This is a genomic window from Streptomyces sp. NPDC060049, from assembly GCF_042736715.1.
GTDB lineage: Bacteria > Actinomycetota > Actinomycetes > Streptomycetales > Streptomycetaceae > Streptomyces.
The window spans coordinates 134,843-156,202 of the sequence record NZ_JBHWVV010000001.1 but is presented as its reverse complement, the minus strand read 5'-3'; the positions used below and the strand labels follow the sequence as shown (position 1 = coordinate 156,202).

Annotated in this window: 17 protein-coding genes; 15 read left to right on the top strand and 2 right to left on the bottom strand. The window is 73.2% G+C overall.

Annotated elements, in window-relative coordinates:
• Position 1: 1 nt before the first annotated feature.
• From cbiQ to ACFWBY_RS00605, 4 genes are all read left to right on the top strand, one after another.
• Positions 2-763 (top strand): cobalt ECF transporter T component CbiQ, encoded by a 762-nt coding sequence (cbiQ, locus tag ACFWBY_RS00620; RefSeq protein ID WP_385334754.1) that lies wholly within the window; start codon positions 2-4, stop codon positions 761-763.
• Positions 760-1,548, top strand: coding sequence for an energy-coupling factor ABC transporter ATP-binding protein (locus tag ACFWBY_RS00615; protein WP_385334752.1), 789 nt, complete (start codon positions 760-762; stop codon positions 1,546-1,548). The genes cbiQ and ACFWBY_RS00615 overlap by 4 nt, the downstream gene beginning before the upstream one ends.
• A gap of 28 nt (positions 1,549-1,576) precedes the next feature.
• Positions 1,577-2,770, top strand: a complete 1,194-nt coding sequence (locus tag ACFWBY_RS00610) for a serine hydrolase domain-containing protein (protein WP_385334750.1) — start codon at positions 1,577-1,579, stop codon at positions 2,768-2,770.
• Between the two features lie 229 nt (positions 2,771-2,999).
• A complete protein-coding gene (locus ACFWBY_RS00605; RefSeq protein WP_385334748.1) occupies positions 3,000-3,473 on the top strand; it encodes a YbaK/EbsC family protein in 474 nt (157 codons plus the stop codon).
• A 27-nt stretch (positions 3,474-3,500) separates the two neighbouring features.
• On the opposite strand, the gene ACFWBY_RS00600 is transcribed toward ACFWBY_RS00605, so the two are convergent.
• Together ACFWBY_RS00600 and ACFWBY_RS00595 are read right to left on the bottom strand one after the other, a co-directional pair.
• Positions 3,501-5,141, bottom strand: coding sequence for a penicillin-binding transpeptidase domain-containing protein (locus tag ACFWBY_RS00600; protein ID WP_385334746.1), 1,641 nt, complete (start codon positions 5,139-5,141; stop codon positions 3,501-3,503).
• 145 nt (positions 5,142-5,286) lie between these two features.
• Positions 5,287-7,074 carry a dolichyl-phosphate-mannose--protein mannosyltransferase gene (locus tag ACFWBY_RS00595; RefSeq protein ID WP_385334744.1) on the bottom strand — a complete coding sequence of 596 codons (1,788 nt, stop codon included), beginning with the start codon at positions 7,072-7,074 and terminating at the stop codon, positions 5,287-5,289.
• A gap of 89 nt (positions 7,075-7,163) precedes the next feature.
• On the opposite strand from ACFWBY_RS00595, the gene rsmI reads away from it, so the two are divergent.
• The 11 genes from rsmI to galE all read left to right on the top strand — a co-directional run bounded on the left by rsmI (position 7,164) and on the right by galE (position 20,957).
• Complete coding sequence (gene rsmI, locus ACFWBY_RS00590) at positions 7,164-8,081, top strand: 16S rRNA (cytidine(1402)-2'-O)-methyltransferase (RefSeq protein WP_385334742.1); 918 nt, start codon at positions 7,164-7,166, stop codon at positions 8,079-8,081.
• Between the two features lie 160 nt (positions 8,082-8,241).
• Entirely contained in the window at positions 8,242-8,730 is a 489-nt protein-coding gene (locus tag ACFWBY_RS00585) for a hypothetical protein (protein WP_385334740.1), read from the top strand.
• A 24-nt stretch (positions 8,731-8,754) separates the two neighbouring features.
• Complete coding sequence (locus ACFWBY_RS00580; RefSeq protein ID WP_385334738.1) at positions 8,755-9,633, top strand: TatD family hydrolase; 879 nt, start codon at positions 8,755-8,757, stop codon at positions 9,631-9,633.
• A 314-nt stretch (positions 9,634-9,947) separates the two neighbouring features.
• Positions 9,948-11,570 (top strand): ubiquitin-like domain-containing protein, encoded by a 1,623-nt coding sequence (locus tag ACFWBY_RS00575; protein ID WP_385334826.1) that lies wholly within the window; start codon positions 9,948-9,950, stop codon positions 11,568-11,570.
• A 125-nt stretch (positions 11,571-11,695) separates the two neighbouring features.
• The gene (gene rsmA, locus ACFWBY_RS00570; protein ID WP_385334824.1) at positions 11,696-12,535 is read left to right on the top strand and encodes a 16S rRNA (adenine(1518)-N(6)/adenine(1519)-N(6))-dimethyltransferase RsmA; all 840 of its coding nucleotides are present in this window, start codon (positions 11,696-11,698) and stop codon (positions 12,533-12,535) included.
• Positions 12,532-13,422, top strand: coding sequence for a 4-(cytidine 5'-diphospho)-2-C-methyl-D-erythritol kinase (locus tag ACFWBY_RS00565; RefSeq protein WP_385334736.1), 891 nt, complete (start codon positions 12,532-12,534; stop codon positions 13,420-13,422). The genes rsmA and ACFWBY_RS00565 overlap by 4 nt, the downstream gene beginning before the upstream one ends.
• Positions 13,423-13,569: 147 nt before the next feature.
• Positions 13,570-15,369 (top strand): ABC-F family ATP-binding cassette domain-containing protein, encoded by a 1,800-nt coding sequence (locus ACFWBY_RS00560; RefSeq protein ID WP_385334734.1) that lies wholly within the window; start codon positions 13,570-13,572, stop codon positions 15,367-15,369.
• Between the two features lie 153 nt (positions 15,370-15,522).
• Positions 15,523-17,199, top strand: coding sequence for a PQQ-binding-like beta-propeller repeat protein (locus ACFWBY_RS00555; protein ID WP_385334732.1), 1,677 nt, complete (start codon positions 15,523-15,525; stop codon positions 17,197-17,199).
• Between the two features lie 43 nt (positions 17,200-17,242).
• Positions 17,243-19,048 carry a PQQ-binding-like beta-propeller repeat protein gene (locus ACFWBY_RS00550; protein ID WP_385334731.1) on the top strand — a complete coding sequence of 602 codons (1,806 nt, stop codon included), beginning with the start codon at positions 17,243-17,245 and terminating at the stop codon, positions 19,046-19,048.
• Between the two features lie 137 nt (positions 19,049-19,185).
• Positions 19,186-19,875 (top strand): response regulator transcription factor, encoded by a 690-nt coding sequence (locus ACFWBY_RS00545; RefSeq protein WP_385334822.1) that lies wholly within the window; start codon positions 19,186-19,188, stop codon positions 19,873-19,875.
• Positions 19,876-19,973: 98 nt separating this feature from the next.
• Entirely contained in the window at positions 19,974-20,957 is a 984-nt protein-coding gene (galE, locus tag ACFWBY_RS00540; protein ID WP_385334729.1) for a UDP-glucose 4-epimerase GalE, read from the top strand.
• The last annotated feature ends 403 nt before the right edge of the window (positions 20,958-21,360 follow it).

The following is a 21,360-nucleotide window of genomic DNA, read 5'->3' as shown; positions in this document are numbered from 1 at the left end:
CATGGGCGCGGGCCACGCCCACAAGCTCTACCGGCACGGCCACTCGCCGGTCCACGACCTGCCGCCGCACTGCAAACTCGCCGCGACCTTCGCCTTCGTGCTGGTCGTCGTGTCGACACCACGGGAAGCGGTGTGGGCCTTCGGCCTCTACGCCGGTCTCGTCGCGGCGGCCGCGGCCGTGGCCCGGATCCCGGCCGGCTTCCTGCTGCGCCGGCTGCTGATCGAGGTTCCCTTCGTCGCCTTCGCCGTCCTGATGCCCTTCGTGGCCCAGGGCGAGCGGGTCGACTTCCTCGGCGTGTCGCTCAGCGTCTCCGGCCTGTGGGGCGCCTGGAACGTCCTGGCCAAGGGCACCCTCGGGGTGGCCGCGTCCGTACTCCTGGCCTCCACCACCGAACTGCGGGCCCTGCTGCTGGGCCTGCAGCGGCTCAAGCTGCCGCCGCTGCTCGTGCAGATCGCCTCCTTCATGATCCGGTACGGGGACGTGATCACCGACGAGCTGCGCCGCATGTCCATCGCCCGCCGCTCCCGCGGCTTCGAGGCGCGCGGCATCCGGCACTGGGGCGTCCTCGCCAAGACGGCGGGCGCCCTGTTCATCCGCTCCTACGAGCGCGGCGAGCGGGTCTACCTCGCGATGGTCAGCCGCGGCTACGCCGGCTCCATGCCGGTGATCGACGACGTAGCGGCCACCCGCGCCCAGTGGGCGTACGCGGCCGTACTCCCGGTGACGGCGCTCGCCGTCTGTCTGATGGGCTGGACCTTGTGAACGCACCCTCCGCACCCCCTCCCCCCTCCCTCGACGTCACGGGCCTCGCCTACGCCTACCCCGACGGCCACCAGGCCCTCTTCGGCGTCGACCTGACGGTCGGGCGGGGCGAGCGCGTGGCCCTGCTGGGCCCCAACGGCGCCGGCAAGACCACCCTGGTCCTGCACCTCAACGGGATCCTCGGTGGCGGCGTCGGCAAGGTGACCGTGGCCGGGCTGCCCGTCGAGAAGCGCAACCTCGCCGAGGTCCGGCGCCGGGTCGGCATCGTCTTCCAGGACCCCGACGACCAGCTGTTCATGCCGACCGTGCGGGAGGACGTGGCCTTCGGCCCGGCCGCCGCCGGAATGCGCGGCCCCGAGCTGGAGGCGCGGGTACGGGAGGCCCTGGACCAGGTCGGGATGACCGCCTTCGCGGACCGGCCCCCGCACCACCTGTCCTTCGGGCAGCGCCGCCGGGTCGCGGTGGCGACCGTACTGGCCATGCGCCCCGACATCCTGGTGCTCGACGAGCCGTCCTCCAACCTGGACCCGGCGTCGCGGCGGGAGCTCGCGGACATCCTGCGCTCGCTGGACGTCACGGTGCTGATGGTCACGCACGACCTGCCGTACGCGCTGGAGCTCTGCCCGCGCGCGGTGATCCTCAGCGAGGGGACCATCGTGGCGGACGGGCGCACGCAGGAGGTGCTGTGCGACGAGGAGCTGATGCGGGCGCACCGCCTGGAGCTGCCCTTCGGCTTCGATCCGAGGTCCGTACCGGCCACAGCACTGGGCACAGCCGTGGCATAAGCACGGATCGCCGGTTGTTTCAGCGCACGTGAACATTCAGGGTGAGGTGGCGGAGGGTTACGAGGCCGTCCGCGAGGCTTTCGCACGCAACTTCGAGGTGCTCGGCGACCGGGGCGCGGCCGTGGCCGTCTACCGCGACGGCCGGCGGGTCGTGGACCTGTGGGCCGGCACGAAGGACGCGGACCCGGCCGCCCCCGCCGCCCCCGCGCCCCACGACGGCGGCGCGCAACCCTGGACCGCCGGCACCGCGCAGGTGGTGCGGTCGGCCACCAAGGGCGTCGCGGCGGTGGTGCCGCTGCTGCTGCACGAGCGCGGACTGCTGGACCTGGACGCGCCGGTGGCCTCGTACTGGCCCGAGTTCAAGGCGGGCGGCAAGGAGCGGGCGCTTGTGCGGGACCTGCTCGCGCACCGGGCCGGCGTGCCGGCGCTGGACCGCGGGCTGACCCCGGCGCAGGCGGTGGACGGCCGGTCGGGCGCGCTCGCGGTCGCCGGGCAGCGGGCCTTCTGGGAGCCGGGCAGCGCGCACGGCTACCACGCGCAGACGTACAGCTGGCTGCTGTCGGAACTGGTGCTGCGGGTGACGGGGGAGTCGTTGGGGCGGTGGCTGGCGCGTGAGGTGACCGGACCGCTGGGGCTGGACTTCTGGATCGGCCTGCCGGAGGCGGTGACCGCGCGGGTGGGCAGGGTCGCGCCGGTGGAGCCGCCGGAGTCGGCGGGAGCGGTGCGGCTGCGCCCGCGCAGGAACGTATCGGAGGCCTACGCCGACCCCGCCTCCCTGACCCGGCGGGCTTTCGCGGCGATCGATCCGCTGCCGGACGAGAACGCCCCCGAGTACCGCGCGGCCGAGCTGCCCGCCTCGGCGGGCATCGGCACGGCGCGCGCCCTGGCGGGCCTCTACGCGGCGCTGCTCTCCGACACGCAGGACGGCGCGCGGCTGTTCGCGCCGCAGACCACCGCCCTGGCCGGCCGCGAGCTCTCCGCCGGACCGGACCGCGTCCTGGTGGTCAACACCCGCTTCGGCCCGGGCTACATGCTGCACGGCCCGGCGTCCCCGCTGCTGTCCCCGGCCTCCTTCGGCCACCCGGGCCGCGGCGGCTCCCTGGCCTTCGCGGACCCGGAGGCCGGCATCGGCTTCGGCTACGTCACGAACGCCCTGGCCAAGTCGGTCACCGCCGACCCCCGGGCCCAGGCCCTGATCCGGGCAGTGCGCTCCGCGCTGTGACCGGTCCGGCGGCAGGGGTCGGAAAACCGCTGCGACCCGTGGTGGAGGGAGCGCTAGTGCTGTGACCGGGAAGGTCCACCGGGTCGCGGCGCCCGGCACGGCACCTCGCCGCGTTGTCGGGCCACGGCGGTACGTCCAGTACGAGCCGTGGCCCTCCGCCTTGCGCTGCACCGCACCGAACACCGCGACCCGGCACACCTTCCCGGCCACAGCGCTAGCCTGCGGAGGCATGACGACCACCGCGCATCCCCTGTTCGCCGAAGCCCTGGCAGCCCTGGGCCTGGAACCGGACGTACGCAGCTTTCCCGACGGGACCCGGACCGCCGCCGACGCGGCCGCGGCGATCGGGTGCGAGCTCAGTCAGATCGTGAAGTCGCTGATCTTCGCGGCGGACGGGGTCCCCGTGCTGGTGCTCATGGACGGTGCCTCGCGCGTGGACGTGGAGGCGGTGCGCCGGGAGCTCGGCGCCGGCGCCGTGACCCGGGCGGACGCGGCGCTGGTCCGCGAGAGCACGGGCTACGCCATCGGCGGCGTCCCGCCCTTCGGCCACCGCACCCGCACCCGGGTCCTCGCGGACCGCTCCCTGCTGGTCCACGAGGTGGTCTGGGCGGCCGCCGGCACCCCGCACACGGTGTTCCCGATGGCCCCGCGCGAGCTGATCCGGCACGCGGGGGCCGTGCTGGCCGACGTACGGGAGGGCTGAGCGCGCGGGGCGGCCCGCTCAGCCCGGTCAGCCCGCGTTCAGTACCGCCGCCACGATCGGGCCGGCCGCGTCGACGCCGTGGCCGCCGCCCTCGACCATCGCGGCGGCCGCCACGTCACCGCTGAAGCCGGTGAACCAGCTGTCCGGGTTCTGCGCGCCGTCGACCTCCGCCGAGCCGGTCTTCGCACCCTTGTCGGAGCCGCCGACCGCGGCCATCGCACCCTGGGCCGTGCCGCTGGTCGCGGTGAGCTTCATCATCCGCACCAGCTGCGCCGTCACCGAGGGCTTCATCGTCCGGGTGGCCTTCGCGAGCCCGCGCCCGTCCAGCGATGCCTTGACGACGACGGGCTGGCGGAACACCCCGGTCCGGGCGGTCGCCGTGATGGAGGCCATCGTCAGGGGGTTCATCTGGACCTGGCCCTGACCGATGTACGCCGCGGCCGCCGCCGGGCCGGTGGCCTCCGGGACCTTGCCGTCGACGGTGGGCACGCCGACCTTCCATTCGACGCCGATGCCGAAGACCTCGCGGGCCTCCTTCGGGAGGGCGTCGATGTCGTTGACCGGCTTGATCTGCTTGATGAAGGCGGTGTTGCAGGACTGCGCGAAGCTCGTGGAGAAGGGCTCGCCGTCGAGCTTGAAGCCCTTGAGGTTCGTGAAGCGCCGGCCTTCCCACGACACTTCCGGCGGGCACTCGGCGACCTTGTCCGCCGACACCAGGCCCCGGTCCAGCAGCATCGCCGAGGTCACGATCTTCATCGTGGAGCCGGGTGCGCGCGCGCCGCTGATGGACGCGGGGAAGCCGTCCCCGCGGTGGTCGGCGATGGCCAGGACGTCCCCGGTACTGGGCTGCACGGCGACCACCGACGCCTGCGGGAACTTCAGGACCGCCTTCTCGGCGGCTTCCTGGACATCGGCGTCCAGGACGGTCTCGATCCGCCCCGGGGTGCCCTCCACCAGCGTCAGCAGGCTGCGCCTGGGCGCGTCCTGGGCGGCCGGCTGGATCCACAGCTCGGCGCCGGCCTTGCCGCCCAGCTTCTCCCCGTACGTCGCGCGCAGTTTGTCGAGCACCGGGCGCAGCGAGGGGTACTTCTCGGCCGACAGCTCCTTGCCGTTGCGGTCGACGGCCGCGACCGGCGGGCTCGCCGGGGTGCCGCCGCGCAGCCTGTCGCCCTTCTGGAGCTGCGGGTGGATCACCTCCGGCTGCCAGTCGACCAGCGGCAGGCCGGTGCTGTTGCCGCGCACGACGGTGAGCTTGGACTCGTAGGCGAGGGGTTTGGTGACCCCCGCGAAGGTCACCTCCGCGGCGACGGAGTACGCCACCGTGGCCCCGGTCTGCGCGCCCGGGGTGATCACGGCCTTGGACACGCCGGCCGCGGTCTTGTAGTCCCCGACGGCGTCCAGTGCGACCGCCGGGTTGTTCGTCAGGTCGGCGGCCGCCCGGGCGTCCCCCGACGCCCACGCGGCGAGGAAGGCCTCGGCGGTCTGCGCCGCGTCCTTGTCGCTGACCGGCCCGGTTCCCTTGGCCGGCGCCGAGGGGCCGGGAGCGTTCCGGCTCTCGGCCCCGCTTCCGCCCTCGTCCCCTACCAGCGCGTACACCCCGTACCCGGCTCCGCCCAGCATCGCGAGGAACACCCCGCCGATGATGGCGCCCTTGGCAGCCCCGTTCACTTCACTTCCCCGTCCCCCGTACCGCGGCCCCTCTCCCCCGCAAACACTGAACGCGTTCAAAGGGCCCTTGGCTTAGACCATACGTCGAACAGGCGGCCTAGAGGAGGCGTTTTCACAGGACCGGAACGTGCGGTGCACCACCCCTTCAGACCCAGGAGTCCAGCCACATCCGGCCCCGCCAGGAGTCCATCGGCAAGGTCTGGCCGGTATAGATCGGCCAGAAATAGATGAAGTTCCAGACGATCAGCAACACGAGGACGCCCGCGCCCACCGCCCCCAGGGCGCGGCGCCGTTCCGAGGAGCCGGCCGGGCCCAGCAGGGCGCCGATCATCATGGCCACCGCCAGGCACAGGTACGGGACGAAGACCACCGCGTAGAAGAAGAAGATGGTCCGCTCCTGGTAGTTGAACCAGGGCAGCAAGCCCGCGCCCAGCGCGCACGCGATGGCGCCCGCCCGCCAGTCGCGGCGGAAGAACCACCGCCACAGCACGTACAGCAGCGCGAAGCAGCCGGTCCACCACAGCAGCGGAGTCCCGAGCGCCAGCACCTCGCGCGCGCACTTGGCCGTCTCGGTCGCCGGGCAGCCGTCGGTACCGGGCGCAGGGGACTCGTAGAAGTAGGAGACGGGACGGCCCAGGACCAGCCAGCTCCAGGGGTTCGACTCGTAGGTGTGACCGGAGGTCAGGCCCACGTGGAACTTGTAGACCTCCGTCTCGTAGTGCCACAGGCTCCGCAGCCACTCCGGCAGGAACGACCACGAGCCGTGCTGGTCGTTCTTCGCGGCCCAGTCGCGGAAGTAGCCGCCCTTGCCGTTGTCGGGCGACAGGATCCAGCCCAGCCACGAGGACACGTAGACCGCGAGCGCCACCGGCACGGTCGACAGGAAGGCGGGCAGGGCGTCCCTGCGCAGCATCGACGCGTACGGGGCGCCCGCGCCGGCCGTGCGGCGCGCGGCCGCGTCCCACAGCACGGTCAGGACGCCGAAGAAGGCCAGCACGATCAGGCCGTTCCACTTCGTACCGAAGGCCAGGCCCAGGCACACCCCGGCCAGCAGCCGGTACGGGCGCCAGCCCAGGCCCAGCGTCTCCGCGATCCCCGCGTCCGGACGGGCGCGCCCCTCCTCGTCCACCGGGAGCGCCGCCGCGAGCCGGGCCCGGGCCTTGTCCCGGTCGATGACCAGCGCGCCGAAGGCCCCCAGGACGAAGAACATCAGCACCAGGTCGAGCAGCGCGGTGCGGCTCATCACCAGGTGCAGGCCGTCCACCGCCAGCAGCGCCCCCGCCAGACAGCCGAGGAACGTCGACCGGAACAGCCGCCGGCCGATCCGGCAGAGCATCAGGACGGACAGGGTCCCCAGCAGCGCGGTCATGAAACGCCAGCCGAACGGGTCGAAGCCGAACATCCACTCGCCCAGCCCGATCACCCACTTGCCGACCGGCGGGTGCACGACGTAGCCCGGGTCCAGCGGGAGGGTGACCCCGTCCGGGTTGGCGAGGATCGACTTGTCGATGTCTTTGGGCCAGCTCGCCTCGTAACCCTGGCGGATCGTCGCCCACGCGTCCTTGGCGTAATACGTCTCGTCGAATATCACCGCCTTCGGGCTGCCCAGATGGACGAACCGCAGCACCCCGGCGACCAGCGCCACCAGCAGCGGCCCAACCCACGCCAGCACCCGCTCCCAGTTCCGCGCCGTGGCGGCCGTGATCCCCAGCTGCCCCCACAGCTGCGCGGAGGGCCGCGCGTACGGGGGCACCAGGCGGGTGCGCACGTCCGACGGCCGCTTCGCCGGGGCGGGCGGCACGTAGCCGAAACCGCGCAGGCGGCGCAGCCAGGGCGACGGCTGGGCGGCGGATCCGGGGCCGGGGTCGGGCTCCGCCGAGGGGGCGGGCGGGGCCCCCGCGGGGCTGGGCGGCGGCGTCGCGGTACTGGTCACCGGGTCATCGTAGGGAACGAGGCTGTGCCAGACCCAGGGGGACGGGAGCGTTGGGGCGCGCCGGGTGGGACGGCTGAGAGGATGGGGCGGTGACCACTGACCAGCCCCGCTCCGCCGAAGCCCCCTCCCCGGCCCCCTCCGACGCGCACGCGGCAGGCGTCCTCGTACTCGCCGGGACGCCCATCGGCGACCTCGCGGACGCGCCGCCGCGCCTCGCGACCGAGCTGGAACGGGCCGACGTGATCGCCGCCGAGGACACCCGGCGGCTGCGCCGGCTGACGCAGGGGCTCGGCGTGTACACCACCGGGCGGGTGCTCTCCTACTTCGAGGGCAACGAGTCCGCGCGCACCCCCGAACTCGTCGAGGCCCTGGAGGCCGGCAAGCGCGTCCTGCTGGTCACCGACGCCGGCATGCCCTCGGTGTCCGACCCCGGATACCGGCTGGTCGCCGCGGCCGTGGAGAAGGACATCAAGGTCACGGCCGTGCCCGGCCCCTCCGCCGTCCTCACCGCGCTCGCCCTCTCCGGCCTGCCGGTCGACCGCTTCTGCTTCGAGGGCTTCCTGCCGCGCAAGGCCGGCGAGCGCCTCGGCAAGCTCCGCGAGGTCGAGGGCGAGCGCCGCACCCTCGTCTACTTCGAAGCCCCGCACCGGCTCGACGACACCCTGGCCGCGATGGCCGAGGTCTTCGGCGCCGACCGCCGGGCCGCCGTCTGCCGCGAACTGACCAAGACCTACGAGGAGGTCAAGCGAGGCGGCCTAGGCGAGCTGGCCGCCTGGGCCGCCGAGGGCGTGCGCGGAGAGATCACCGTCGTCGTCGAGGGAGCCCCGGCCGCGGCCCCCGGCGACGTGGACGCGCAGGAGCTGGTGGACCGGGTACGGGTGCGCGAGGAGGCGGGGGAGCGTCGCAAGGAGGCCATCGCGGCGGTCGCCCTGGAGGTCGGAGTACCCAAGCGCGAGGTCTTCGACGCCGTCGTCGCGGCAAAGAACGCGGCACAAAAGGTGCCGTAAATCGGCAAGGGACTAACCTGAAAGGCAAAGCTCAGACCGCGCACCGGGCGCTTTGGGCATGACTCGCCCAAGGGCCGTCCAACACTGGACAGGGCCTGATGCGCTCCCGCCCGAAGAGGCGTCCACTGGCAATGGCACCAGTGGAACAAGAGGAGCTGGCATGAGTGAGTTCGCTGACCCCCAAGTACCGGCCGCGGGACCCGTCACAGCACCCGCCGCACCCGCCGTAGCCGTTCCGACCGTGCACGAGGCGTACTCCTTCGCGTGCATGAAGTGCGGCTACGGATGGGAGCAGGGCTACGAGATAGAGCACCACGTCGACGGCCGGGGCCAGCCGTTCATCGTCTACACGGTGAAGGGCGAGAGGGTCTCCTCGCCGCTGTCCAACCCGACCTGCCTCAACTGCGGCGGGCACGTGGTGCGGATCATGCGGGAGGGCCAGGTCAACTCGGTCGTGGGCATGCTCGACCAGCTCTACCACCACCGCCCCGCCCCCGGCATCGCCGGACCGGTGCCGGCCGGGTACACCGTGCGGCCCCCGAAGCCGCGCAAGGCCGCGGCCGCGCACGACGCGCCCGGGCCGGTCCCGGTGCGCCGCCCCGGACCGCTGGACCGCCTGCTCGGGCTCTTCCGCCGGTCGGGCTCGTAGGGGACCGGTCATAAGATCGGCCGTATGAGCCGTAGTACGTCGAACGACGCGCCGCCCCCGCTGCCCGAACCGCTCCGGGTGGCGGTCGCCGACTCCCACACCCATCTGGACATGCAGTCCGGCACCGTCGAAGAGGGCCTCGCCAAGGCCGCCTCCGTCGGCGTGAGCACCGTCGTCCAGGTCGGCTGCGACGTGAAGGGCTCCCGCTGGGCCGCCGAGACCGCCGCCGCGTACGACAACGTCCACGCGGCCGTGGCCCTGCACCCCAACGAAGCCCCCCGCATCGTGCACGGGGATCCCGACGGCTGGTCCAGGCAGGGCGCCCGGACCGGCGGCGGCGAGAGCGCGCTCGACGACGCGCTCGCCGAGATCGAGGCCCTCGCCGCGCTCGCCCACGTCAAGGCGGTCGGCGAGACCGGACTCGACTACTTCCGCACCGGCCCGCAGGGCATGGCCGCGCAGGAGCGCTCCTTCCGCGCCCACATCGAGATCGCCAAGCGCCAGGGCAAGGCCCTCGTCATCCACGACCGCGAGGCCCACGCGGACGTCCTGCGCGTCCTGCGCGAGGAGGGCGCACCCGAGCGGACCGTCTTCCACTGCTACTCCGGCGACGCCGAGATGGCCCGGGAGTGCGCCGCCGCCGGGTACTACATGTCCTTCGCCGGGACCGTCACCTTCAAGAACGCCCAGCCGCTGCGCGACGCGCTGACGGTGGCCCCGCTGGAGCTGGTCCTCGTGGAGACCGACGCCCCGTACCTGACCCCGGCCCCCTACCGCGGACGCCCCAACGCCCCCTACCTCATCCCGCTGACGGTCCGGGCGATGGCAGCCGTCCGCGGCCTCGACGAGGACGCGATGGCGACGGCGCTGGCCGCCAACACGGCCCGCGCCTTCGACTACTGACCGGCCCCCGCGCCCACACCCGTCTCCTCCCGTCTCCTCCCCGCTCCCCTTCACCCGTTCGCCACGTTCCGTAATCGACCGGCTTTGTTCTGTGACGAAGCCTCGGCTAGGGTGCCGTGCCCGAAGCAGCCGGACGGACCACTGGAGCGAGCGTCGTGAGCGATATGGCCTGGCCTGCCGGTGGACGCGACACCTGGCCCGAGGACGCCGACACGGAGCCCCACGGCCGCTGGGCCCCGGATCCCGACCCCGACCCCGAGCCGGCCCCGGTCCACGGCGCCGCGGGCGGTGGCGTCGTCGGCTGGGCGGACGCGATGGCCGCCCGCAGCGCCCCGCCCCCGCCCGCGCCGGCCGCCTGGGAGCCCCGGAGCGCCCCGTCCCACACGGCCACGGCCCCCTGGGAGCCCCACGGCACCGCCTCGGCGCAAGCCCCCGACGGCTGGGAGCCCGCGGAGCCCGGGCCGCACTCGCCCCCAGGCGGAGGGGCTCCGGCGCAGGCGTGGGCCGGGCTGGAGCAGCAGCCCGAACCCGGATTGCCTTCCCCGAGGACCGGCGGGAGCCCGCTCCCGGCCCCTGGAGCAGGGCCCGGCCGCCGGTCGTCCGGGCCGGTCGCCGCCCCGGCGCCGGAGCCGCCGGCCACCGGTCGCCGCCGGCGCCCCGAGCCGGCCCCGCCGCCCGAACCCGGCGGCCCCGGCCCGAGCCGAAGCGGCGTACGCGCGGCCGCGCAGGCTCCGGCTCCCCCCGGGACCGGGCGCCGCAGAGGCGGCCTCGACACGGTGCCCGCGCCCGCGATGGCGACCGGCGGCCCCCGGACCCGGCGGCGCCGCGCCGGCGCCCCCGCATCCCGCGACAGCTGGCGGCGGATCGTGCCGCAGGCCCTGGTCGTCGCCTTCCTCGCGGGCGGCACCACCGCCTTCGTCGCCGCCGACAAAGCCGTACGCCTCACTGTCGACGGAGTCCCGCGGACCCTGCACACCTTCGCCGGCGACGTCGACGCGCTGCTCGTCGCGCAAGGCCTCGGCGTCGGCCCCCACGACCTCGTCGCCCCGGCCAGGGGAGAGGCCCTCGACGACGGCGACGAGATCGTCGTCCGCTACGGCCGGCCCCTGCGCCTGACCCTCGACGGCGAGCGCCGCGACGTGTGGACCACCGCCCGCACCGTGGACGGCGCACTGCGCCAGTTCGGCATCCGCGGCGAGGGCGCCTACCTCTCCGCCCCCCGCACCGCCCCCGTCCCGCGCACCGGCCTGGCCCTCGCCGTCCGCACCGAACGCAGCATCACCTTCATGGCCGACGGCCGCGAGAACACCATCCGCACCAACGCCGCCACCGTGCGGGAGGCCCTCGACCAGGCCGGCATCACCCTCCGCGGCCAGGACACCACCTCCGTGCCCCCCGGCGCGTTCCCGCGCGACGGCCAGACCGTCACCGTGCTCCGCATCACCGGCACCCGCGAGATCCGCGAGGAGCGCATCCCGTACGAGACCGAGAAGGTCAAGGACGCCACCCTCTTCGCGGGCACCGAGGTCGTCGAACGCTCCGGCCGCCCCGGGGCTCGCAGGGTCACGTACAGCCTGCGCACCGTCAACGGCGTCGAGCAGAAGCCCCGCCGGATCGCCGAGGAGACCGTCCGCGAGCCCGTCACCCAGCTCGTCAAAATCGGCACCAGGCCGCTGCCGACCTCCGTCGCGGGCGCGGACGGCCTCGACTGGGCGGCACTGGCCCGCTGCGAGTCCGGCGGCCGGCCCGCGGCCGCCGACCCCTCGGGGACGTACGGCGGGCTCTACCAGTTCGACGTCCGGACCTGGCAGTCCCTCGGCGGCAGCGGCCGCCCGCAGGACGCGCCGGGCCAGGAACAGACCTACCGCGCCAAGAAGCTCTACGTGCAGCGGGGGGCGAGTCCGTGGCCGCACTGCGGCCGTACCCTTTATCGGTGAGCACAGCAGAGCAGCAGCCCGAGTCCGAGCGGCCCGAGACCTCGTCCGAGGCCTCGACGGAGGTCACTCCCGCGCCCGAGGTCACTCCCGCGCCCGAAACCTCTTCCCTCCTCGGCGCGGCCGACATCCGGGAGCTGGCCGCCGTACTCGGCGTACGGCCGACGAAGCAGAAAGGCCAGAACTTCGTCATCGACGCCAACACGGTGCGCCGCATCGTGCGCACCGCCGCCGTCCGCCCGGACGACGTCGTCGTCGAGGTCGGCCCGGGCCTCGGCTCGCTGACGCTCGCGCTGCTGGAGGCCGCCGACCGGGTCGTCGCCGTCGAGATCGACGACGTCCTCGCCGCCGCCCTGCCCGCCACCATCGAGGCGCGGATGCCCGAGCGCAAGCACCGCTTCGCGCTGGTCCACTCCGACGCCATGCTCGTGAAGGAACTGCCCGGCCCGGCGCCGACCGCGCTCGTCGCGAACCTTCCGTACAACGTGGCCGTGCCCGTGCTGCTGACCATGCTCGACCGCTTCCCCACCATCGAGCGGACCCTCGTCATGGTGCAGGCGGAGGTCGCCGACCGGCTCGCCGCCAAGCCCGGCAACAAGGTGTACGGAGTGCCCTCCGTCAAGGCCAACTGGTACGCGGACGTCAAGCGGGCCGGCTCCATCGGCCGCAACGTCTTCTGGCCCGCGCCGAACGTCGACTCCGGACTCGTCTCGCTCGTCCGCCGGGCGGAACCCGTCAAGACCACCGCGTCCAAGTCCGAGGTCTTCGCGGTCGTCGACGCGGCCTTCGCCCAGCGGCGCAAGACGCTGCGCGCGGCGCTGTCCGGCTGGGCCGGCTCGGCGGCGGGCGCGGAGGCCGCGCTCGTCGCGGCCGGGATCTCCCCGCAGGCCCGCGGCGAGTCCCTCACCGTCGAGGAGTTCGCGGCGATCGCCGAGCACAAGCCCGCGGCGCAGAGGCCCGCGCTGTGAGCGTGACGGTACGGGTCCCCGCGAAGGTCAACGTCCAGCTGGCGGTGGGCGCCGCGCGGCCGGACGGCTTCCACGACCTGGCGAACGTCTTCCTCGCGGTCTCCCTGTTCGACGAGGTGACGGCGACGGCGGCCGACGAACTGACCGTGACCTGCGCGGGCCCGGACGCCGCCCAGGTCCCGCTGGACCGTACGAACCTGGCCGCGCGGGCGGCGGAGATCCTGGCGGCCCGCAACGGCCTGACCCCCTCCGTCCACCTGCACATCGACAAGCGCATCCCCGTGGCCGGCGGCATGGCGGGCGGCAGCGCGGACGGCGCGGCGGCCCTCCTCGCCTGCGACGCGCTGTGGGGCCTGGACACCCCGCAGGAGGACCTCCTCGCCCTCTGCGCGGAGCTCGGCAGCGACGTGCCGTTCAGCCTCGTCGGCGGCGCGGCGCTCGGCACCGGCCGCGGAGAGGTCCTGACCCCGCTGGCCGCCGGATCCTTCCACTGGGTCTTCGCGGTCGCCGACGGCGGCCTCTCCACCCCGGCGGTCTTCCGCGAGTTCGACCGCCTCACCGCGCACACGGAGGTCCCCGCCCCGCAGGCCTCCCCGGCGCTGCTGGCGGCGCTGGCGTCCGGCGACCCGGACGCGCTCGCCGCCACCCTGGCCAACGACCTCCAGCCCGCCGCCCTCGCGCTGCGCCCGCAGCTGGCCGCCACCCTCGCCGCCGGCACCGACGCCGGAGCCCTGGCCGCCCTGGTGTCCGGCTCGGGCCCCACGACGGCCTTCCTCGTCCGCGACGCCGAGTCGGCGGCGAAGGTGGCGGCGGCCCTCGAAGCCTCGGGCACCTGCCGCAGCACCCACACGGCGACCAGCCCGTCCCCCGGCGCGACCCGCCTCTAGGGCCCGTCGGCGGGGCTGGAGGATCCAGCCCCGCGCCCGCCGCGATCGCCACGGCGCTCGGCGGGTGGTTCCTGGCGGAACGGTCCGGCACTTCTCGGAGCGTTAGGCTGGGGGGCTGATCCACACCCCTTCCCTGGAGCGCTCCTGATGGCCGTCAACCTGGTCAATGTCGAGGCAGTCAGCAAGGTGTACGGAACCCGTACCCTGCTCGACGGCATCTCCCTCGGCGTATCCGAGGGGGACCGGATCGGTGTCGTCGGCCGCAACGGCGACGGCAAGACCACCCTCATCCGCATGCTCGCCAAACTGGAGGAACCCGACACCGGCCGGGTCACCCAGAACAGCGGCCTGCGCATGGGCGTGCTCACCCAGCACGACTCCCTGGACCCCCAGGCCACCGTCCGCCACGAGATCATCGGGGACATGGCCGACCACGAGTGGGCCGGCAACGCCAAGATCCGCGACGTCCTGACCGGCCTCTTCGGCGGCCTGGACCTGCCCGGCTTCGGACAGGGCCTCGACACCGTCATCGGCCCGCTCTCCGGCGGCGAGCGCCGGCGCATCGCGCTCGCCCAGCTGCTCATCGCCGACCAGGACCTCCTCGTACTCGACGAGCCCACCAACCACCTCGACGTCGAGGGCATCTCCTGGCTGGCCAGGCACCTCCAGGAGCGCCGCTCCGCGCTCGTCTGCGTCACGCACGACCGGTGGTTCCTCGACCAGGTCTGCACCCGCATGTGGGACGTCCAGCGCGGTGACGTCCACGAGTACGAGGGCGGCTACAGCGACTACGTCTTCGCCCGCGCCGAGCGCGACCGCATCGCCGCGACGGAGGAGTCCAAGCGGCAGAACCTGATGCGCAAGGAGCTGGCCTGGCTGCGCCGCGGCGCCCCTGCCCGGACATCCAAGCCGCGCTACCGCATCGAGGCCGCCAACGAGCTGATCGCCGACGTGCCGCCGCCGCGCGACAAGTCCGAGCTGATGAAGTTCGCCAACGCCCGCCTCGGCAAGACGGTGTTCGACCTGGAGAACGTCACCGTCCAGGCCGGCCCCAAGACCCTCCTCAAGCACCTCACCTGGCACCTGGGCCCCGGCGACCGCGTCGGCCTCGTCGGCGTCAACGGCGCCGGCAAGACCTCCCTGCTGCGCGCCCTCGGCGAGGCCGCCCGCACCCAGGGCGACGTGCAGCCGGCCGCCGGCACCGTCACCGTGGGCAAGACCGTCCGGCTGGCCTACCTCTCCCAGGAGGTCGGCGAACTCGACCCCTCCCTGCGGGTCCTGGAGGCCGTCCAGCGCGTCCGCGACCGCGTGGACCTCGGCAAGGGCCGCGAGATGACGGCGGGCCAGCTGTGCGAGCAGTTCGGCTTCACCAAGGAGAAGCAGTGGACGCCCGTCGGCGACCTCTCCGGTGGTGAGCGGCGCCGGCTGCAGATCCTGCGCCTGCTGATGGACGAGCCCAACGTCCTCTTCCTCGACGAGCCCACCAACGACCTCGACATCGAGACCCTGACCCAGCTGGAGGACCTCCTCGACGGCTGGCCCGGCTCGATGATCGTGATCTCGCACGACCGGTTCTTCATCGAGCGCACCACCGACACGGTGATGGCGCTGCTCGGCGACGCGAGCCTGCGGATGCTGCCGCGCGGCCTGGACGAGTACCTGGAGCGCCGCCAGAAGATGATCGAGGCGGCCTCCCCGGCGCCGGCCGTGGCCGCCGCCGGCAAGTCCTCGGCCTCCGGGGACGCGCGCGCCGCCAAGAAGGAGCTGCAGAAGATCGAGCGGCAGCTCAACAAGATGTCGGACCGCGAGAGCAATCTGCACGCCCAGATCGCCGAGAACTCCACGGACTTCGACAAGGTGGCCAAGCTCGACACCGAGTTGCGGGAACTCATCTCCGACCGCGACGAGTTGGAGATGCGCTGGCTGGAGCTCGCCGAGGACGCGTAGGTTCCAGGGGCGCCGGCGCCAACTGGCCGGATAACGGCGGTATCACGAGCCGGTCCTCCCTTGGGAACAGGGGGCGGACCGGCTCGGCGCTGTGCATCCCGTCAGTGATAGAAAGGGCATCCTCCGACCACCCGACGCCGAAGGTATGCGCTGATGACCGAGCCGCCCCAGCCGCCGAACCAGCCACCGACACCTTCCGGTTACGGACACCTGCCCGGGCCGCCGCAGCCCGGTCACGGCTACCCGCCGCAAGGCGAGAACCCGTACGCCCAGCAGCCCCAGCAGCAGCCCCACCCGCAGCAGCCGCAGCAGCAGGGGCCGTACGGCCAGCAGCCGCCCGGCGGCTACGGTTTCCCGCCGCCCCCGACCATGCCGCCCGGCGCCCCCGGCATGCCGCCGGCGCCGCCCTCCCGGCCGAACCGGAAGCCGGCCGTGCTCATCGCGGCGGCCGTCGCAGGCGTCCTCGTCCTGGGCACCGCCGGCTACTTCGTCTTCGCCGGCGGCGAGGACAAGGGCAAGGACCAGCCCGTCGCGCAGGAGTCCACGCCGCCCGCCGACGGCAAGGCCTCGCCCTCCGCCTCCGTGGACAAGGGCGACGGCAGCGGCAACGGCGGCGGCGACCAGGAAGACCTCAACGCCGGCCGCAAGCAGGGCGAGGACAAGGTCCTCTGGTTCAAGACCAGCAAGATCGACGGCCCCGGTGGCGGCGTCGACGCCAAGGGCCAGTGGATCGTCGGCGACACCGTGGTCAAGACCCTCTGGAAGACCGTCACCGGCTACGGGATCGCCGACGGCAAGGAGAAGTGGACCCTCACCCTCCCCACCGTCATCTGCGGACTCACCAACCAGAGCACCGACGGCAAGACCGTCGTCATGTACAAGAACGGCGAGTCCGACAGCGCCGACTGCAACCAGATGCGGATGATCGACCTCAAGGCCGGCAAGGAGGGGTGGTCGCACGAGGTGCCGAAGGAAGGCCTCTTCGACATCTTCACCTCCCCTGACCTCGCGATCACCGGGGACGCCGTCGTCGTCAACCGGCTGGGCATGAGCAGCGCCTTCAAGGTCAGCACCGGCGACAAGCTCTTCGACAACAAGCGGACCGAGGGCTGCCAGCCCAGCGACTTCGTCGCCCTCAACGGCAAGATGATCTCCATCGGCACCTGCCAGGACGCGGACCGCACCGTCCAGGTCACGGACGCCGACCCGGCCACCGGCAAGAACACCTGGATCTACAAGCTCCCGAAGGGCTTCGAGGTCAAGAGCGTCTACTCGCTGGACCCGATCGTCCTCGACCTCGGCAACACCGAGAAGAAGGAGCGCTCCATCGTGGTCCTGGGACCCGACGGCAAGCAGCGCGCCACCGTCTCCGGCGAAGGCAGCTTCCCCGTCGGCTGCGGCGGCACCTTCGACCGGTCCCTGCAGGGCTGCGACTCCTCCCGCGTCGACGCCAACACCCTCTACATGCCCACCAGGCCCGGAGCGGGCAAGGCCAACGAGATCGTCGCCTTCGACCTGGGCACGGGCAAGGAGAAGTGGCGCACCCCGGCCGGCGAGGGCCGCACCCTCACCCCGCTCAAGGCGGCGGGCGGCCAGCTGGTCCTCTACCGCGAGGCGGAGTCCGACAAGGGCGGCGAGGTCCTCACGGTCCCGGCCGCCGGCGGCACGCCCACCGCGGTCCTGCGCAACCCGTCCGGCCCCGCGTCCGAGGTGGAGAGCGCCTTCTACTCCCCGGTCGTCGACTACGCGGACGGCCGGCTCTTCGTCTCGGCGTCCCACCTGTCCGCGCAGAACAAGAACGAGAAGTTCCTGATGGTCTTCGGCAAGTGAGCGCTCCCCCTGAAGGCCGCGTTTCCCACGCAAGGAGATCCAGATGAGTACCCCGCCGCCCCCCAGCCAGCCGCCGTCCGGCGGTTTCGGCGCGCCGCAGGACCCTCCCCCGGCCGCCGCGGGGAGTGACCCCCGGCCGGGCGGCTTCGGCGGACCCCCGCCGATGCCCCCCGCGCCGCCCGCCATGCCGTCGGCGCCCCCGCAGCCTCCGGCCCAGCCGCCGACGGTCCCCGCCGGGCAGCCCGCGGCCCCCGCCGCGTCGGCCGGGGCCCCCGCCGGGCAGCCCGCCCCCTCCTACGGCTATCCGCAGGAGGCGTACGGCTCCCCGCAGCAGCAGCCCGTCACCGCGCCCATGTACGCGGCCCAGGACCCGGCAGGCGGCGCCGGCGGCCCCGGCTCCGGCGGCAACGACGTGCGCACCCAGCTGATGATCGTCGGCGCGGCCCTCCTGGCCATCGCCCTCATCATCGGCGGCGGCTTCTGGTACGTCTCCGGGGAGGACGAGGGAGGCGACGGGAAGCCCGTCGCCGACGGCAGCGCGAGCCCGGGGACCGGCGGCGACAAGGGCCAGCCCGGCGCCGGCGGCTCCGAAAAGGTGCCGGCCAAGACCAAGTCGAAGACGCTCGTCAACGTCCCCATGCCGGTCTCGGAGGAGATCGTCGACATCCGCGGGTCCTGGCTGACCGCCACCACCTACGTGAAGTCCGACATGGGCAAGGTCGTCGGCTACAACCTGACCGACGGCGGCAAGAAGTGGGAGACCCCGCTCAACGCCAACGTCTGCGCCGCCAGCCGCTTCGCCACCGAGGACAAGACCGCGATCCTCTTCGACGCTGCCCTGCCGACGCCGGAGAAGAAGTACCAGCCGTGCAACCAGGTCGGCGTCATCGACCTCAACTCCGGCAAGCTCCTGTGGTCCGCCACCGCGAAGTCCCAGACCGGCGGCGACAAGCCCGTCACCTTCAACGAGGTCACCGTCAGCGGCCAGACCGTCGCCGCGGGCGGCCTGGACGGCGGCGCCGCCTGGAGCCTCACCGACGGCAAGCCCCTGTGGACGCCCAAGACCGACGCCGAGGGCTGCAAGGACATCGGCTACGCCGGCGGCCCCGCCCTCGCCGTGATCCGCCGGTGCGGCCAGAGCTCGGGCTACACCCTGTACGCCCAGGCCCTCGACCCGGCCACCGGCGCGCAGAAGTCCTCGTACAAGCTCTCCCCGGGCCTCGACTTCGCCCAGATCGTCTCCACCAAGCCGCTGGTCGTCTCGGCGAACGTCAACCGCACCGCCAAGAACGCCACGGGCGTCAGCGACCTCTTCGTCCTCGACGACGCGGGAGCGCTGAAGGCGCGCATCGGGCTCACCTCGGGCAACTACGACCCCGATTGCGGGGGCACCGAGGTCGAGGACTGCACCCACATGGTCGTCGGCAACGGCAAGCTCTACATGCCGACCGAGGAGCACCAGGGCACGGCCGAGGTCGGGCGCACCAACGAGATCATCTCCTTCGACCTGGAGACCGGCAAGCAGACCGCCGACCGCGCCGACGCCGGCGAGCGCTTCAAGATCTTCCCGATGCGCATGGACGGCCCGAACCTCATCGCCTACAAGGTTCCGCCCTACGACGGCGGCGGCCAGGTCGTCTCCATCGAGCCCAAGGGGATGAAGGAAACCCTGCTCATGCAGAACCCGGCGACCAAGGAATCACAGCGCGCGGAGACCCAGTACGTGCCGGACGCCGCCGAGTACATCTACGGCAACGGGAAGCTCTTCATCGCCCGCACGTCCGTCAGCAGCAAGTCCTCCGTCGCCACCGACCCGTACTACAGCTTCGTCTCCTTCACGACGGGCTGACCCGCCGACGCACCCGCACAGAAGCGCCCGAAGCCCCCGGAAGGTCCGCCCTTCCGGGGGCTTCTGCGCGGTATCCGCACCGCACCGTCGAACAAGCGTGTAGCTTGCCGGGGCAGAAGGGTGGGGGGTGGGTGGTGATGGGCGTACGGGTCGTGGTGGTCGACGAGCACCGGCTGCTGGCCGAGGCGCTCGCCTCCGCCCTGAAACTGCGCGGCCACCGGGTCCTGGCGGCCGCCGCCCCGGCCGCGGGCGCCGCCGAGCTGGTCATCAGCCGCGCCCCCGAGGTCTGCCTGCTGGGCACCGCCACGCCCGCCGAGCCGGGGGTCTTCGAGCCGGTCGTCCGGATCAAGCGGGAGCGCCCGCAGATCGCCGTCGTCGTCCTCGGCCCGGTGCCGAGCCCGCGCGGCATCGCGGCCGCCTTCGCCGCCGGGGCCTCGGGCTACGTACGCCACGACGAGCGCATCGAGGGCGTGGAGCGGGCGCTGGCCAAGGCCCGCTCGGGGGAAGTCGCCATCGCCCCGCAGCTGTTGCAGAGCGCCTTCGCGGACCTGCTCAACCCCGCCGCCCAGCCCGACGACGAAGGCAGCAGGCTGCTGCGGCTGCTCACCCCGCGCGAGGTCGAGGTGCTGGTCCGGGTCGCCGAGGGCGAGGACACCCGGCTCATCGCCGCGGGCATGGCCATCGCCCCGAGCACCGCCCGCACGCACGTACAGCGGGTGCTGATGAAGCTCGGCGTGGGCTCGCGGCTGGAGGCGGCCGCGCTGGCCGCCCGTACCGGGCTGCTGGAGCGGGCCGGACTGCCGCCGTCCGGGGCCGCTTCGTCCTGATCCGTGCCCCGGATTTCCCCGTGAGGGCCCCATCCGGTAAGCCGGTCACCAGCACGCGACGCATCGCGCGTGCGTTCTCGCGCGAGAGGCAGCATCACGTGGGCAAGACGGCACCTTCCAAATACCTGGTCACCGGCGGCGCCGGATACGTGGGCGGCGTGGTCGCGGCCCATCTCCTGGAAGCGGGCCACGAGGTGGTCGTCCTCGACGACCTCTCCACCGGCTTCCGCTCCGGGGTGCCGGACGGCGCCGCGTTCATCGAGGGCCGCATCCAGGACGCCGCCGAACACCTGGACCCCTCCTTCGACGGGGTCCTGCACTTCGCGGCCTCCTCGCAGGTCGGCGAGTCGGTCGTGAACCCCGGAAAGTACTGGGAGAACAACGTCGGCGGCACCATGGCCCTGCTGGCCGCGATGCGCGGGGCGGGCGTGCGCACGCTGGTGTTCTCCTCCACCGCCGCCACCTACGGGGAGCCGGCCGACGGGCCGCTCACCGAGACCTCGGTCACCGCGCCGACCAACCCGTACGGCGCCACGAAACTGGCGGTCGACCACATGATCGCGGGGCAGTGCGCGGCGCACGGACTCGCGGCGGTCTCGCTGCGCTACTTCAACGTGGCGGGCGCCTACGGGGAGTTCGGCGAGCGACACGACCCCGAGACGCACCTGATCCCGCTCGTGCTGCAAGTGGCCCTCGGCGAACGGGAGTCGATCTCGGTCTTCGGAGAGGACTACCCGACGCCGGACGGCACCTGCGTGCGGGACTACATCCACGTCGCCGACCTGGCGCGGGCCCACCTGGCCGCCTTGGAGACCGCGGTCGAGGGGGAACACCTCGTGTGCAACCTCGGCAACGGCAACGGCTTCTCGGTCCGCGAGGTCATCGAGACCGTCCGCAAGGTCACCGGGGAGGAGATCCCCGAGGTCGTCGCCCCGCGCCGGACCGGCGACCCGGCGGTGCTCGTCGCCTCCGCCCGCAGGGCCCACGAGCGCCTCGGCTGGACCCCGGTGCGCTCCGACCTCACGGGGATCGTGACGGACGCCTGGAACTTCACCCGCGCCCTCCGCGCCCGGACCAGCTGAAGCATCTCGAGCACCCGGACCGGCCGAACCACCCGGACCGGCTGAACCACCCGGACCGGCTGAACCAGCCGGACCGGCGGATCCGCCGGACCCGTACGGGACGGCGGGCGCGCCCCAGCCCCACCCGGTGCGGGGGCGCGCACGCGTTCGGGGTGCGCCGTGGCCGGGCGCTGTGCGCGGGCGCCCGGCGTGCGCACGCCGGGTGAAATACACCCCGTGCAACTGCCCGGGGCACACGCGGGTCCCGCATATGTCCTGGGGGGTTGCGCCGGAACGATTTCAAGCCATCCAGGAGGCTCCGCAGGAGCGCCCCGCCGCAAAATCGCTCGGAAAACTTCTGCTATTCGGCCAACCGCCGGTCGCCCCCGGGCCTACGCTGAAGCGTGACACCGGTGGGGGCCGG

Coding starts and splice junctions, on each gene's coding strand:
- ACFWBY_RS00545 (WP_385334822.1), top strand. CDS start 19,186: ATGGGCGTACGGGTCGTGGTGGTCGACGAGCACCGGCTGCTGGCCGAG.
- ACFWBY_RS00580 (WP_385334738.1), top strand. CDS start 8,755: ATGAGCCGTAGTACGTCGAACGACGCGCCGCCCCCGCTGCCCGAACCG.
- ACFWBY_RS00550 (WP_385334731.1), top strand. CDS start 17,243: ATGAGTACCCCGCCGCCCCCCAGCCAGCCGCCGTCCGGCGGTTTCGGC.
- ACFWBY_RS00605 (WP_385334748.1), top strand. CDS start 3,000: ATGACGACCACCGCGCATCCCCTGTTCGCCGAAGCCCTGGCAGCCCTG.
- ACFWBY_RS00560 (WP_385334734.1), top strand. CDS start 13,570: ATGGCCGTCAACCTGGTCAATGTCGAGGCAGTCAGCAAGGTGTACGGA.
- ACFWBY_RS00585 (WP_385334740.1), top strand. CDS start 8,242: ATGAGTGAGTTCGCTGACCCCCAAGTACCGGCCGCGGGACCCGTCACA.
- ACFWBY_RS00555 (WP_385334732.1), top strand. CDS start 15,523: ATGACCGAGCCGCCCCAGCCGCCGAACCAGCCACCGACACCTTCCGGT.
- cbiQ (WP_385334754.1), top strand. CDS start 2: ATGGGCGCGGGCCACGCCCACAAGCTCTACCGGCACGGCCACTCGCCG.
- ACFWBY_RS00575 (WP_385334826.1), top strand. CDS start 9,948: ATGGCCGCCCGCAGCGCCCCGCCCCCGCCCGCGCCGGCCGCCTGGGAG.